This window comes from Micromonospora peucetia (genome assembly GCF_900091625.1).
Lineage (GTDB): Bacteria > Actinomycetota > Actinomycetes > Mycobacteriales > Micromonosporaceae > Micromonospora > Micromonospora peucetia.
The window spans coordinates 2,003,870-2,017,982 of record NZ_FMIC01000002.1 but is presented as its reverse complement, the minus strand read 5'-3'; the positions used below and the strand labels follow the sequence as shown (position 1 = coordinate 2,017,982).

The 14,113-nt window shown below is 73.7% G+C and carries 14 protein-coding genes; 9 read left to right on the top strand and 5 right to left on the bottom strand.

What is annotated here, in order from left to right; all coding sequences use genetic code 11:
- The first annotated feature begins 60 nt into the window (after positions 1-60).
- Positions 61-1,215, top strand: a complete 1,155-nt coding sequence (locus tag GA0070608_RS09455; RefSeq protein WP_091625231.1) for an acyl-CoA dehydrogenase family protein — start codon at positions 61-63, stop codon at positions 1,213-1,215.
- Between the two features lie 164 nt (positions 1,216-1,379).
- The gene (locus GA0070608_RS09450) at positions 1,380-4,013 is read left to right on the top strand and encodes an ATP-binding protein (RefSeq protein WP_091625227.1); all 2,634 of its coding nucleotides are present in this window, start codon (positions 1,380-1,382) and stop codon (positions 4,011-4,013) included.
- A gap of 239 nt (positions 4,014-4,252) precedes the next feature.
- On the opposite strand, the gene GA0070608_RS09445 is transcribed toward GA0070608_RS09450, so the two are convergent.
- Positions 4,253-4,762, bottom strand: coding sequence for a MarR family winged helix-turn-helix transcriptional regulator (locus GA0070608_RS09445; protein WP_091625223.1), 510 nt, complete (start codon positions 4,760-4,762; stop codon positions 4,253-4,255).
- A 103-nt stretch (positions 4,763-4,865) separates the two neighbouring features.
- Between GA0070608_RS09445 and GA0070608_RS09440 the strand changes: the two genes are divergently transcribed.
- Positions 4,866-5,447: a YceI family protein gene (locus GA0070608_RS09440; protein WP_091625218.1), complete on the top strand. Its 582-nt coding sequence runs from the start codon at positions 4,866-4,868 to the stop codon at positions 5,445-5,447.
- A 299-nt stretch (positions 5,448-5,746) separates the two neighbouring features.
- Positions 5,747-7,225 carry a glutamate-cysteine ligase family protein gene (locus tag GA0070608_RS09435; RefSeq protein ID WP_091625213.1) on the top strand — a complete coding sequence of 493 codons (1,479 nt, stop codon included), beginning with the start codon at positions 5,747-5,749 and terminating at the stop codon, positions 7,223-7,225.
- 49 nt (positions 7,226-7,274) lie between these two features.
- Here the strand turns inward: GA0070608_RS09435 and GA0070608_RS09430 are convergent, their stop codons facing one another.
- On the bottom strand, positions 7,275-8,573 hold the full coding sequence (locus GA0070608_RS09430) for a hypothetical protein (protein ID WP_141719431.1): 1,299 nt from the start codon (positions 8,571-8,573) through the stop codon (positions 7,275-7,277).
- A gap of 124 nt (positions 8,574-8,697) precedes the next feature.
- Between GA0070608_RS09430 and GA0070608_RS09425 the strand changes: the two genes are divergently transcribed.
- A complete protein-coding gene (locus GA0070608_RS09425; RefSeq protein ID WP_091625210.1) occupies positions 8,698-9,366 on the top strand; it encodes a PASTA domain-containing protein in 669 nt (222 codons plus the stop codon).
- A gap of 100 nt (positions 9,367-9,466) precedes the next feature.
- Positions 9,467-10,243, top strand: a complete 777-nt coding sequence (locus tag GA0070608_RS09420) for a PASTA domain-containing protein (RefSeq protein ID WP_091625206.1) — start codon at positions 9,467-9,469, stop codon at positions 10,241-10,243.
- A gap of 36 nt (positions 10,244-10,279) precedes the next feature.
- Here GA0070608_RS09420 and GA0070608_RS09415 read toward each other — a convergent pair whose 3' ends face one another.
- Both GA0070608_RS09415 and GA0070608_RS09410 read right to left on the bottom strand, forming a co-directional pair.
- A complete protein-coding gene (locus GA0070608_RS09415) occupies positions 10,280-10,732 on the bottom strand; it encodes a hypothetical protein (protein ID WP_176733672.1) in 453 nt (150 codons plus the stop codon).
- Between the two features lie 100 nt (positions 10,733-10,832).
- Entirely contained in the window at positions 10,833-11,120 is a 288-nt protein-coding gene (locus GA0070608_RS09410) for a hypothetical protein (protein WP_091625202.1), read from the bottom strand.
- Positions 11,121-11,748: 628 nt separating this feature from the next.
- Here GA0070608_RS09410 and GA0070608_RS09405 point away from each other — a divergent pair.
- The 3 genes from GA0070608_RS09405 (at position 11,749) to GA0070608_RS09395 (ending at position 13,429) form a co-directional block, all read left to right on the top strand.
- The gene (locus tag GA0070608_RS09405) at positions 11,749-12,630 is read left to right on the top strand and encodes a helix-turn-helix domain-containing protein (protein ID WP_091625197.1); all 882 of its coding nucleotides are present in this window, start codon (positions 11,749-11,751) and stop codon (positions 12,628-12,630) included.
- Positions 12,600-12,821 (top strand): DUF397 domain-containing protein, encoded by a 222-nt coding sequence (locus tag GA0070608_RS09400; RefSeq protein ID WP_091625193.1) that lies wholly within the window; start codon positions 12,600-12,602, stop codon positions 12,819-12,821. Before GA0070608_RS09405 ends, GA0070608_RS09400 begins: the two co-directional genes overlap by 31 nt.
- Positions 12,822-13,021: 200 nt before the next feature.
- Positions 13,022-13,429: a hypothetical protein gene (locus GA0070608_RS09395; protein ID WP_091625188.1), complete on the top strand. Its 408-nt coding sequence runs from the start codon at positions 13,022-13,024 to the stop codon at positions 13,427-13,429.
- Here the strand turns inward: GA0070608_RS09395 and GA0070608_RS09390 are convergent.
- A complete protein-coding gene (locus tag GA0070608_RS09390; RefSeq protein ID WP_091625185.1) occupies positions 13,397-13,996 on the bottom strand; it encodes a hypothetical protein in 600 nt (199 codons plus the stop codon). The genes GA0070608_RS09395 and GA0070608_RS09390 overlap by 33 nt on opposite strands.
- Positions 13,997-14,113 lie beyond the last annotated feature (117 nt).

The following is a 14,113-nucleotide window of genomic DNA, read 5'->3' as shown; positions in this document are numbered from 1 at the left end:
ACCAGCGACCCGTCCCCGGCGTCACGAGCGCCCGGCGGCCGATCCACACAGGAGGATTGCATGGACTTCCGGCTCACCGAGGAGCAAGAGGCGCTGCGGGAGAGCGTGCGGGAACTCGCGCGCGAGGTGGTCGCCCCGGTCATCGCGGAGCACTACGAGAAGCACACCTTCCCGTACGAGGTGATCCGGCAGATGGGCAAGATGGGCCTGTTCGGCCTGCCCTTCGCCGAGGAGCACGGCGGCATGGGCGGCGACTACTTCGCGCTCTGTCTCGCGCTGGAGGAGCTGGCCCGGGTCGATTCGAGCGTCGCCATCACGCTGGAGGCGGCGGTCTCGCTGGGTGCGATGCCGATCTACCGCTTCGGCACCGACGAGCAGAAGGCCCGGTGGCTGCCGAAGCTGCTGAGCGGCGAGGCGCTGGCCGGCTTCGGGCTGACCGAGCCGGGCACCGGCTCGGACGCCGGCGGCACGCAGACCCGCGCGGTGCTCGACGAGGCCACGGACGAGTGGGTGATCAACGGCTCGAAGGCGTTCATCACCAACTCGGGCACCGACATCACGGTGCTGGTCACCGTCACCGCGGTCACCGGCACCCGCCCGGACGGCTCCAAGGAGCTGTCCACCATCATCGTCCCCTCCGGTACGCCGGGCTTCACCGTCGCGCCGGGCTACTCGAAGGTCGGCTGGAACGCCTCGGACACCCACGAGTTGACCTTCGACGACTGTCGGGTGCCGGCGGCGAACCTGCTCGGCGAGCGCGGCCGGGGCTTCGCCCAGTTCCTACGCATCCTCGACGAGGGGCGGATCGCCATCGCCGCCCTGGCCGTCGGCCTCGCCCAGGGCTGCGTCGACGAGTCGGTCAGGTACGCGAAGGAGCGCCAGGCGTTCGGCCAGCCGATCGGCAACTACCAGGCGATCCAGTTCAAGATCGCCGACATGGAGATGAAGGCGCACACCGCCCGGCTGGCCTACTACGACGCGGCGGCGCGGATGCTCGCCGGTGAGCCGTTCAAGCGGCAGGCCGCCATCGCCAAGCTGCACGCCAGCACCATCGCGGTGGACAACGCCCGCGAGGCCACCCAGATCCACGGCGGCTACGGCTTCATGAACGAGTACCCGGTGGCGCGGTTCTGGCGCGACTCCAAGATCCTGGAGATCGGCGAGGGCACGTCCGAGGTGCAGCGCATGATCATCGCGCGCGATCTCGGTATGTGACGGCGGCGGGTCCGGCAGCCGCCGCGCCACCGGGCCCGTTTCGCACTGCCGGGGCCGGTTCGCGCCGCTGTCCGTCCGTGCCGTTGTCGGATATCCGCGCCGGGGCGTCGGCAGGGTGACGCTCGACTGCCGTCGGTCACACCCCGTCCGTACCCTTCCTGCCCATGACTCCGGATCATGATCGTTCGCGGCATCCGGGCGGTCCCACCGGGCTGCCGGAGCTGTTGCGCGGCCACCGGCTCGCCGCCGGCCTGACCCAGGCCGAGCTGGCGGGCCGAGCCGGTGTGGGCATCCGGACCGTCCGTGACCTGGAACGGGGCCGCTCGTCCCGGCCGCATCGCACCACGGTCGAGTTGCTCACCGGCGCGCTGAAGCTGGCCGGAGCCGCCCGGTCGACGTTCCTGGCCGCCGCCCGGGGGCCGGCCCCGGCCGCCGGGCCGATCGCCCCCGGAAACGCCGCGCCGGCCCGTGTCGACCTCGACCGACACGCCGGTACGCCGGCCGTGCTCCCGCCCCCGGTCGCGCTGATCGGCCGGGACCGCGACCTGACCGAGCTGGTCGGTCTGTTCACCGACAGCCACGGGCCCCGGCTGGTCAGCCTGGTCGGGCTGGCCGGCGTGGGCAAGACCGCGCTGGCCCTGTCGGTGGCGCACGCGGTCGCCGGCGACCATTCCGGCGGGGCGGCCGGCGTGCTCGTCGGCGAGGGCTCGGACACCGCCGACGTGCTCTCCGCCTCGGTCGCCGTCTTCGGCGTCGCCCGCCTTCCCGAACTGCCCGCCCGTCTCGACGGCCGACCGGCACTGCTGCTCGTGGACGCGGCCGAGCGGGCACCCGACGTGGTCGCCGAGGCGGTCCACCGGCTCGGCGCGGCGGTGCCGTCGCTGCGGGTGCTGGTCACCGGCCGGCGCCCGGTCGGCCTGCCCGGGGAACGGGTGTGGCCGGTCGCCCCGCTCGACGTACCGCCGCCGGGCCGTGAGTGGGCGGGCTCGGCGGCGTTGGCCGACTACCCCGCCGTGGCTCTCTTCACCGCCCGGCTCGCCCAGGTCCGCCGGGAGCCGCCCGGTCCCGCCGAGCTGCCCGCCCTGGCCGCGCTGGTGCGCCGCCTGGGCGGGCTCCCGCTCGCCATCGAGCTGATGGCGGCCCGGGGCCGGATTCTCGATCTCAACGAGCTGCTCGACCGGTACGGCGACCGCGTCCTCGACCTGGCCACCTCGCCGGGGGCGGCCGAGCGGCCGGGCTGGGACACGGCGGAGCCGGGCCGCCCGGAGGGTTCTCGGGCAGCGGTGGCGGAGACCCTGCGGGACGCGGTGGCGGTCAGCTACCGCCTCCTCGCCCCGGACGAGCGGGCCGCGCTGCGTCGGCTCGCCGCGTTCGGCAACCGCTGGTCGGTCGAGCTGGCCGAGGAGATGCTCGCCGACGCCGCCGACCGGGACGGGACGGTGGTCGTGGATCCGGTCCCGCTGCTGGACCGGCTTGTCGAACTCGGCCTGCTGAGTGTCCGGGGCACCGGGCCGTTCCGGTTCCGGCTGCTCGACGCCGTGCGGGACTTCGCCATGGAGCAGGCGACCGGCGCCGGCGAGCTGACCGCGATCCGGCGCCGGCACGCGCAGGTCGTCGCGCGGCTGGTGGCGCGGACCGCACCGGAGCTGGCCGGCGCCGACCTGCTGGCGGCGGTGCACCGCCTGGACGAGGTGAGCGGCGACATCAGTTCGGCTCTGGCGCACGCCGCCGTCGACGATCCGTTGACCGCGTTGCGGTTGGCGGCGGCGCTGTCCCGGTGGTGGCGGTTCCGGGGGCGGGACGTCCCCGGCCGGCAGTGGCTGCGGCGCCTGCTGGCGGATCCGCGTACCGCCGATGCCGGCCCGGTGCTGCGGGCGTGGGCGTCCCTCGGGGTGGCCCGGCTCGCCGCCGAGCACGGCGCCGGGGCCGAGGAGCTGTCGGCGGCGTGGGAGGCGCTGGCCGCGTTCCGGGAGGCCGGTGACGTCACCGGGGAGTTGGAGGCGCGTACGGTGCTCTGCGCGCTCCTGGTCACCGTCAGCGAGCACGACGAGGCGCGGACCCAGGTCGAGGCGGTGCTCGCACTGGCTGTCCGGCACGGGCGGGTCCGGGACATGGCGGTGGCGCAGAACAATCTCGCCTGGCACGACATCCGGGTCGGTGACCTGGCGGCTGCCCGGCGCCGGCTGGCCGCGGTCGACCGGCTCGCGGCGCAGAGCGGGGAGCAGCGGCTGCGGTTGCTCGCGCGGGCCAACCTCGCCGAGGTGACCCGCCTCGACGGCCGGTACGCCGAAGCCGTCGACCAGGGCCGGCGGGCGGTGGCGGCGCTGGCGGACCTCGGCGACCCCGGCCACCGTCGCCGGGTGCTCGGCACGGTGGGCCTGGCGCTGGCCCGGGCCGGCCGGTCCGCCGAGGCGGCCGAGGTGCTGGCCGAGCTGCGCCCGCCCTCGGGATCGCCCGTGCCGGGCCTCGGGGAGGTCTGGTCCCCCGGGCGTTCGCAGGGCGCGACGTCGCCCGGGGCGCGTCCGGAGGACGGGATCTGCGCGCTGGTCGAGGGGCACCTGGCGCTGCGCCGGGGCGATCGTGAGCTGGCGACGGAGTGGTTCGCCGCCGCGGCGGAGGCAGACGTCGGCGGCCAGGACCGGCGCGACGTGGTGGAGGCGCTGGTCGGGTGGGCCGCGAGTTCGGGCGATCGTGCCGTGCTGGACCGTCTCGACCGGGCCTGCCGGCAGAGCGGTGTCCGGTTGTTGCCGCACGAGGAGGAGTTGCTCCACGCGTCGACCGAGAGCCGGAGCGGGTAGCCGGGGAGAAGCCGGCCGGACGTGGGTGCCCCACAAAGTAAACCGGGGGTGACGCGGGCGACGAAGCCCCTCTTGCTACCCCTCACCCGTCGCCCGCGCCAGCACCCCCCGGTGCGTCCCCACCGCCGAAGACTAGCCACCGCCCGCCCGTGGCTCCGTCCGGTTTGGTCGCCTATCCCCCCGTGGGCGCGGCAGTTCTGCCGCTCTTTCTGCCGGTGCCGAGCGGCCCCGGGGGCGGCTCAGGACGGGGTGACCGTCCCGTCCCAGTCGGGGGTCGCGCCGGTGCTTCCGGCGGTGGCGCCGGGGTGCACCGCGTCCCGGACCCGGCGCAGCCCGTCGAGCAGGGCGGCCAGCGACTCCGGGTCGAGCTGGCCGGTGAACCACTGCTCGATGATCCGCAGGTGCCCGGGCAGGGTCTCGTCGAGTCGTTGCAGGCCGGAGGCCGTGACCACGGCGAACGAGCTGCGCCGGTCGGAGGGGCACGCGCGGCGGGCGAGCAGGCCGTCACGTTCCATCCGGTCCACCACCCGGGTGACGCCGCTCGTCGAGAGAGAGGTCTGCGCGGCCAGATCGGTCATCCGCAACTGGTTGCCGGGTGAGCGGGCGAGCCTGGTCAGCACCTCGAACTCGACCGGTGAGAGGCCGTGCTCCTCGAACTGGGTGGCGAACCGGGCCGAGATCCCGGCGTGCGCCTCGACGAGCAGGCCGACGGCGGTGATCCGGGGGTCGTCGAACACGTTCTGGTCCACGCGTTCCATCGTAGCAGTCCTTGACAGGGGGAATGTTGTTGTGCCTATAGTTGCTTCAGCAGTCATTGGGCTACTAAACAATCTTCCCACGGAGGGCAATTCCATGACCAGCAGCACCGCACCGGTTACCCGCGACTGGGACGGCCTCACGATCCCGGCCGCCGGCACCTACCTGCTGGACGCGGCACACAAGCGCGTGGGCTTCGTCGCCCGGCACATGATGGTCAGCAAGGTACGCGGTGAGTTCGCCGACGCGAGCGCCACCATCACCGTCGCCGAGGACCCGATGGGGTCCTCGGTCAGCGCCACCATCCAGGCGGCCACCATCAACACCAACCAGGCCGACCGGGACGGGCACCTGCGCAGCCCCGAGTTCCTCGATGTCGAGAACTTCCCGACCCTGGAGTTCCGCAGCACGGCCGTGAAGTCGCGCGACGGCAACGAGTTCGTCCTCTCCGGCGAGCTGACCATCAAGGGCGTCACCCGCCCGGTCGACCTGGAGGTCGAGTTCGAGGGCGTCGGCCGCAGCCCGTTCGGGCAGGACATCTTCGGCTTCTCCGCCGCCACCGAGATCGACCGCGAGGACTTCGGCCTGACCTGGAACGTCGCCCTGGAGACCGGCGGCGTGCTGGTCGGCAGGAAGATCAAGATCGAGATCGAGGGCGAGGCCGTCCGCCAGGCCTGATCCGCCGTACCGCCTCCGGGCCCGCGCCGCACCACGGCGCGGGCCCGACGTGTGTACGCGGAAACGGAGGCCGCCGGACGGGGTGCAATTTGTCACGACCTACTCGCGGTCCGGCCCGACATCGGCTGGGTAGAGATGCCCCGGGAGCGCGCCCGCCGAACCGGAGAACGGTCGTCCCGGCCACGGGACCACCGGTACCTGCCTCTGGTCCCGACGATGCCGACGCTCCTAACGTGGAGGGTTCACCACGCGCTCACCGGGCCGGCACGGTCCGACTGCGCCTCGCGCCGGGAGGAAACATGGGCAGGGACGTCGAGCAGGGCGCCTTCTCCCGGGAGGACCGGGTCCGCTACCGACAGAAGGTCCGGCGGTGCCTGGACGTCTTCGCCCTGATGCTGGACGACTTCGGATTCGACGCCGACCGGCCGACGACCGGGCTGGAGATCGAGCTGAACCTGGTCGACTCGTCGGCCGAGCCGGCGATGCGCAACGACCAGATCCTCGCCGACATCGCTGATCCGCTCTTCCAACCCGAGCTCGGCCAGTTCAACCTGGAGCTGAACGCGCCGCCCCGGCTGATCGAGGGCAACGGGTTCGCCGACTACGAGCAGGACCTGCGCGGCAGCCTCTCCCGGGCCGACGAGCGGGCCGCCAGGTCGGACGCGAAGATCGTCCTGGTCGGCATCCTGCCCACCCTCACCGAGCGTCACCTGGTCGAGGACAACCTCTCCACCAACCAGCGTTACCGGGTGCTCAACGACCAGATCGTCGGCGCCCGGGGTGAGGACATCGAGCTCGACATCCGGGGTGTCGAACGCCTACAGACCCACACCGACTCGATCGCCCCCGAGGCCGCCTGCACCAGCCTCCAGCTCCACCTCCAGGTCGCCCCGGACAGCTTCGCCGACTACTGGAACGCCTCCCAGGCCATCGCGGGGGTGCAGGTGGCCGTCGGGGCCAACTCGCCGTTCCTCTACGGGCGGCAGCTCTGGGCGGAGACCCGGATCGCCCTGTTCGAGCAGGCCACCGACACCCGGCCGGACGAGCTGAAGGCGCAGGGCGTACGCCCCCGGGTCTGGTTCGGTGAACGCTGGATCACCTCGATCTTCGACCTGTTCGAGGAGAACGTCCGCTACTTCCCGCCGTTGCTGCCGATCTGTGAGGACGAGGACCCGGTCGAGGTCCTGCACGGCGGCGGCGTGCCGGAGCTGGGCGAGCTACGCCTGCACAACGGCACCGTCTACCGGTGGAACCGGCCGGTCTACGACATCATGAACGGCCGCCCGCACCTGCGCGTGGAGAACCGGGTGCTGCCGGCCGGCCCGACCGTGGTCGACATGCTGGCCAACGCCGCCTTCTACTTCGGGTTGGCGCGGGGGCTGGCGGAGGCGGAACGCCCCATCTGGAGCCAGCTCACCTTCAGCTCCGCCGAGGAGAACTTCCACGCCGCCGCCCGGCGCGGCATGGACGCCGTCCTGCACTGGCCCCGCCTCGGTGAGGTGCCGGTGACCAGGCTGGTCCTGGACGTCCTGCTGCCCAAAGCCGCCGCCGGGCTCGACCGGTTCGGGGTGGCCCCGGCCGAACGCGACCGGCTGCTCGGCATCATCGAGCAGCGCTGCCGTACCGGCCGCAACGGTGCGGTCTGGCAGACCGAGGCGGTCTGGGCGGCCGAGCGGCAACGCGGCATGGACCGGGACGCCGCCCTGCACCACATGGTGCAGCGCTACGCCGAGCTGCAACGCAGCAACGAGCCCGTGCACACCTGGCCGGTCGACTGACCCGCGTCCGGGCGTCGCGTGCCGGAGCCGTCCCGCGCCCGGCCCAAGTTCAGCGGGTCCGGCGGCCGGAGCGGGATCGGCGGCCGGTGGCCGGATCGTCGGCAGCCGGGACGGACGGCTCTTCGGCCGTCGTCGACGCCGGCATGCCCTCCTCGGCCTCCACCCGACCGGCAGCGTCGTGGTGGCGATGTGCCGGCGAAACGGCCGGCGCGCTGCCGCCCGGCGTCGCGAAGGTGTCCGTACCGCCCGGCGCAGCGAAGGTGTCCGTGCCGTCCGGCGGCGCCTCGGCGTCATCGGCGGGACCGTCGGCCGGCTGGGTGTGCCGGCCCGCAGCCGGGTCGCCCGGGTGGTCGGCGGGCTCGCCGGTGCGCTGGCGGGGCACCCTCGCCGGTCCCCGGTTCGCGACCCGTCGGGCGGCCCGCTGGGCGAGCGCGGCGACCAGTACGGCGCCGCCCACCCCGACGATCACCGCGTACGGCGCGATCAGGTGCGCCGACACCTGCTCCGGGCTGATCGCGGTCAGCCTCGGCACCGCCAGGAAGTACGCGGTCGCGACGAGCAGCGGCCCGGCCGCGCCCGAGACGGCCGCCCCGACCCGGTGGTCGGGATGCCGGGCGTCCCGGCGGGCGGCGAGGGCACCGATCACCAGCGCGGATCCGAGGGACAGCAGCGCACCGGGCCAGTAGAAGTAGTCGCGGATCCAGTAGCGCCCGTCGTCGGGGCCGAGCTGCCAGATGCCGAGCTGCGCACTGGTCAGCCCGCGCCCGGCCAGTACGCCGTCCACGACGGCGACCACAGCGAGCAGCCAGAGCCAGCCGACCGTGGCGATCACGTTGTTCGCGGCGGCCCGCGAGCGCAGCGCCCAGACCGCCGTCAGCACCCCGACCAGCACCCCGATCACCGCGTAACCCGCCGCGACGTTCCGGGGCGAGCCGGTGTCCGCCACCGCCACCGCCTCCCGGGCCGGTACGGCCACCAGCAGCACGGTGATCAGTGCGCCCGCCCCGGCGGCCACGGCGAGCGCGACGGACCCGAGGGCGTGCCCGGCCGGCCCGGTCGGAGCCGAGTCGGCCGGCCCGGTCGGAACTGCGTCGGCCGGCCCGGCGTCCGGTGCCGGGGCGCGGTCATGCAGGCGCTGCGCGCAGACCGCGCCGAAGACCGTCGAGGTGGCCGCGATCCAGGTGGCCCAGATCAGACCCGCCACCCAGGCGGTCCCGCCGGCGGTCGCGTCCGCCGGTGCCCAGTTGATGATGCCCAGCCCGTAGCCGAAGCCCAGTTGGGCCGCACCCGCGCCGGCAGCGACGCCGACCGCGGTGGCGATCGATCCTCCCCAGCCTCGTCTGGCCATGCCGGGGAGCGTAACGTCCCGTGCTCGGCGCGGCGAGTCGTGGCGATCCGCCGTCAGCGGACCGCGACGCGTCCGCGTCGTCGGCGGCGGGTACGGTCGCCGGTGATCGAGGTGGGGTGGGTGGATGACGGACGGGGACGCGGGCGCTCGGGACGACGCCGGGACGGGCCGGTCGACGGTGCTGCTCAGGGGCGGGGTGGCCGTCGTGCTGCTCGCCGCCGTCGGCGCGACCGGCGGCTGGATCCTGGCCGGCGAGGACGGTCCACCGGCCCGACCGCCGGCGGCGGCGAGCCTGCCCGCCACCGGCACCCCTGACGCGGCCTCGCCGACCTCACGCCGGCCGTCGCCGTCGGCTCCCCGGACGACCGCGCCGAGCCGCTCCGCAGGGCTGACGGTCCCGGCGGTGATCGGCGAGGACTTCACGGACGCCCGCGACGAGCTGCGCGAGAAGCGGCTGGGCTGGCGACTCGTCTTCGGCCACGGCACCGGGAGGGCCGTGGAGCGCACCTCCCCGGAGGTCGGGACGGAGGTGCAGCCGGGGCGCACCGTGACGCTCTACGTGAGCGGGCCGGCGCCGGCCGCCACCGTGCCGGACGTGGTGGGCGACAAGTGTGCCGAGGCGGCGGCCGAACTCGTCGACGAGGGTTTCTACCCGCAGTACCGGACCGGAAGGACCGGCACGGTGAGCCGTCAGGACCCGACCGGTGACGGCGCGGCCCGGTGGAACGACCAGGTGTCCATCTGGTGCGGCGACGCCCCGGAGGACGGCGGATCGGCCACCCCGACACCGTGACGGAGCGTCCGGCACGCTGATCCCGGCCGATGGCCCCCGGGACCGCTAGGTTGGCGGTCAGGGGCCCACGACGCCCGCCCGGGCCGGGAAGGGACGTGCGATGAGCGACGACCGCCAGGAACCGCCCGCCGGGGAGCACGACGACCGGACCCGTCCGTTGCCCCCGCCGGGAAATCCCCCGGCCGGGGCGGAACCCGACCGTACGCAGTCGCTGCCCGGTCCCGCCCGGGGCGACGGCGACGCCATCCGACCCGTGCCTGGCGACGGCACCGCCCCGCCGGACCGTACGGCCGCCATGGAGCCGGAGCGGTCCGGGCCGGCGCCCTGGTCCGGCCGGGCGGAGGTGCGTCCCGCCCGACCCGCCGACCAGCCGGAGGCCGACTGGTACGCCGAGGACCAGGCCGCGCGACGCTGGTGGCTGCCGATCCTGTGGGGTGTGGTCGTGCTGCTGCTGCTCGGCCTGCTGGGCGTCGGGCTGTGGCTGGCTCTCCAGTCGGCGGACGACGATCCGGGCGGACCGGAGCCGTCGCCGTCGGTGCCCCGCGCCTCGCCGACCACCGCCGCGCCGACCTCGCCCGCCCCCACCACCTCGTCGCCGTCGGCCTCCCCGACGCCCTCTGCGGCGGCTGAGGTGCCGATGCCGCCGGTGGTCAATCTGCCGCTGGAGACGGCGCAGGCGATCCTGGACGACGTCGGGCTGGACCATCGGGTGGAGTACGAGACGTCCGACCGTCCCGCCGGAACGGTGCTCCGCACCGAACCGGAGGCGGGCGAGTTGGTCGCTGAGGACAGGGAGGTCACGCTGGTGGTGGCCCGCGAGGCCGCCTCGCCGACCGGCGAGGTCACGCCGTCGGTCGAACCGACCGCCACCCGGTGAGCCGCTGACCGCATCCCCGGACGGAGTGCCGCCAGGTCACCACATGCGCCGTCTCGTCCCGATCAGGCCGAGCCCGGCCAGCGAGATGGCCAGCCCGAAGATCCCGGACCAGAAGAGGGACTGGCGGACGTCGTCCGGTGAGGGGCGGCCGGCCTGCGCCGGGCCGCCCTGGGAGCCGGCGGGGACGTCGGCCCCGGCGGCGACGGGTCCGGGATCGTCGGTCGCGTCGAGCGCATCCGATTCGTCCGGTCCGGTCAGTGCGTACGGGGCGTCGAGGGCGTCCGGCCCGTCGTCGGGCGGGTCCTCGTCCACCACGGTGATCTCCGGAGCCGGGACCGGGGTGGTCAGCCGGGTGGTGGACGAGAGGGCGGGATCGCGGACCACGACCACCAGGGTGATGGCGGCGCCGATCAGCGCCAGGAGTCCGAAGGCGTAGGCGATACGGGAGCGGTGGTGCCGCCGCGCGGCGGGCTGATTGACCATGGCCATCCCAGGTTCGGGGTCCTGGACGCGCGGGGTGGAAACGTGCCGGGGTGGGCGTACCTCATCCTATGGCGACGGCACGCCCCCAGGCTGCCGATCGCGCAGGTCAGCCCACCCGGGCCGGGGTGCGGGAGACGGGTCGGCGCGGCGCGTGCACGGTGTGCGGCCGCGGCTCGGGGGCCGAGGACAGCTGCCGTAGCCCTTCCCGCTGGACGAAGATCGACCGCCGGGTGACCGCGTCCCCTGATGCGTTCAACTCGTAGCCTTCGAGCCAGATCCAGCCGTCGTAGGTCGGCCAGTCGAGCACCCGGATGACCCGGAACATGATGGGTCTGAGGAACTGGACACTCGCCGCGCGAGTCACGTGCAGTACGTCACCGGAGCGGGGAAGCACATGGGCTCCTGGGAAGGGTCGGCCGGCGGGCGGGCCGGCGGCTGTGGGTCGGGGGACGTCGATGGCCCGATGGCGGGGTCATGCCTCGTGGACCGGTGTTGCGGGCGGTGGTGGTCGGGCCGTACCCGCTGGTGGCGGACCGCCACCCGACCAACACCCGGCTACTCCGGGTACCGCTCCCGCCGCCGCAGCCAACTGGCGTGCAGCGGCGAGGTCATCAACCCGGGGCAGGTCTGGTTGTGGACTGTCGGGCGGACCCGCCGCCGCGCGTCCCGCGGTCCGTGGGGTCACCAAGGCGGGGAAGCGGACGGAGACGGTGAGTAACCCGTGCCATACGGACAGACTGCATCAGCGACGTGCTACATGCAAGTTGCATGTCGACTTTTGCCGATACGTGAGCGGCTCGCGCAAAGCGGCGCTTGAAGCCGTTCACGTCCGCCCGGCACACTGGGGGCCGGTTTCGCCCGTCGCGGCCGGCCGATGACCGGCACCACCCCACGCCGCGAACGATGCCCGCCGTACGACGGTCGCGCCCCTGGCGGGTGACGAGGGTGGCGCACGGCGAGGCGGAGGTGGGCCGGGTGAGGCCTGACAGCCGGTGGTCCCGACCAGAGGGCGGGTTGATCCCGTGAGCGAGCGGCGCAGCCCCACCATCCGACGTCGTCGCCTCGGCGCCGAACTGCGCCGGCAGCGGGAGGCTGCCGGGATCACCATCGAGGTGGTCGCCGAGCAGTTGGAGTGTTCGGCGTCGAAGGTGTCGCGGATCGAGACCGGCCACACCACGGCGACGCCGCGCGACGTGCGGGACATGCTGCGGATCTACGGCGTGGTGGGCGCCGAGAGCGACGAGTTGGTGCAGATCGCCCGGGAGGCGCGGCAGAAGGGCTGGTGGCACCCCTACAGCACGGTGCTGGTCGGCGCGTACGTCGGACTGGAGGCGGCGGCCAGCTCGATCCGGGCGTACGAGCAGCAGGTGGTGCCCGGTCTGCTGGAGACCGAGGAGTACGCGGGCGCGATGATCCGGGCCGCCCGGCCCGACTTCACGCCCGACCAGGTGCAACAACGGGTGCGTGTCCGTCTGGGCCGTCAGTCGTTGCTGACGCAGGATGATCCGGTCGATCTGTGGGTGGTGCTCGATGAGGCGGTGGTGAGCCGTCCGGTGGGCGGGGACGAGGTCATGCGTGATCAGCTCAAACGGCTGGTCGAGGTGGCGGAACTGCCGAACGTGACGCTCCAGATACTGCCTTTCGGGGTGGGAGCGCACGCCGGCATGGACGGCACCTTCACGATCCTCAGCTTCCCTGAGCCCGGTGATCCGGATGTCGTGTACGCGGAGAATGCCACGGGTGGGCTCTTCCTGGAGAAGAGTGACGAACTGCAGAAGTACAGCTTCATCTTTGATCACATCCGAGCGGCGGCCATTCGTCCGGAGGAGTCCATCGCACACATCGCGAAACTGGCAGAGGAGCCGTTGTGGAAATGGCGACCAAAGGGTTCCCCGTGGACCTGACGCAGGCGACGTGGTTCAAGAGCTCGAAGAGCGGGCCGAACTGTGACAACTGCGTGGAGGTGGCGTACGTGACGGGGGCGGTCGGCGTGCGGGACTCGAAGGACAAGACGGGCCCGGCCCTGGTCTTCGCCCCGGGTGGCTGGCACGCCTTCGTCGCTGGCGCCAGGGGCGGTGTGTTCGACAGGGGCTGACGGGTTGTGATGTGACGACGGTGCCCCCGTCCGGCGGTAGAGCCGGGCGGGGGCACCGTCGTGCCCGTGTCCGGGCCGGACGCGAAGACGTCCCGCCGTCGGCGTCGCCACATCGGGTCCCGTGTCGTTGTACCCCTCGGTACGGCGCTGGTCGACGACCGGCCGCACGGATCGGCAACCGAGCGAGGCAGGCGGGACGGATGACGACGATCGGGTCAGACAACCTCACCAACGGGCCGGGCAAGCCGGAACGGTTCGGGGGCAAGTACCGGGGGGCACGCCGCGACACCGTCCTGACCGAGGTGGTGTCGACCGACACCGAGATCGGTGGCCGGGAGCCGCCGGCCGCCCCGCCGGAGCAGGCCGGCCCGCCGCTCTCCCTGCCCTCGCTGGATCCCAACCCGCTGACCGAGCCGTCGTTCCCGCCGGGTGGCTGGGCGGTGGAGCCGGCCGAGTCGCTGGTCGACCATCCGCTGCTGCGCGGGCTGCTGATGGAGCTGCCGCCGAAGGGCAGCGTTCCGCCGCCCGGCTGGCTCGACCGCTGGTTCGAGGCGACCCGGGCGATCCTGGAGCTGCTATACGTGCAGGGCCCCGGCCGCTCGCGGTGACGTCGGGTGTGCCGGCACGGCCCGTTCGACGAGCCGGCTGTGTCGCAGGGCGTGGCGTACGCCGATGGCGGCGACGCCCAGCACGCCCACGGTGATCGCCAGGCCGGTGACGCCGGCCCCGAACGGCAGGTCCGGGGTGCTCGCCGCGGCCACCGCCGGCAGGATACCCAGGCCGGTGACCTGCACCGGGAGCCCGATCAGCGGGTGTGCGGCGGAGGCCCGCAGGCCGTGCGGCGCCGGGGTCTCCGATGCCGAGGAGAGAGCGGCGGCGCCCGCCCGCAGCCGGCGTACCCGGCGCACCGTGCAGGCCGCGACCACGAGCGCGGGGGCGGCGGCGAGGGTGAGACCGGCAGCCGCCCGGTCCGCCGGGGTTGCGCCGGCGCTGGAGAGCCCCGCGACCAGCACGCCGGCCGTCAGCCCCAGGCCGGTCAGCGTCAGGGCGAGCACCCATCCGGTACGCCGGTGCAGGGCCCGGGCGTGGTCCAGCCGGGGCAGCCCGTCCGCGAACCAGCCGGCGGTGAGCCAGACGGCGGTCAGCGGCAGCAGCACGGTGAGGTGACTCTCCATGACGAACAGCCTTGCCCGCTTTCGATGATCGTGAATCCGGGCTGGTCCCCCGTTCGTCCCGTAACCGCCTCCCCTAGGGGCCATCTTCCCGGTGTTATAGATGATTCGACATGTTTG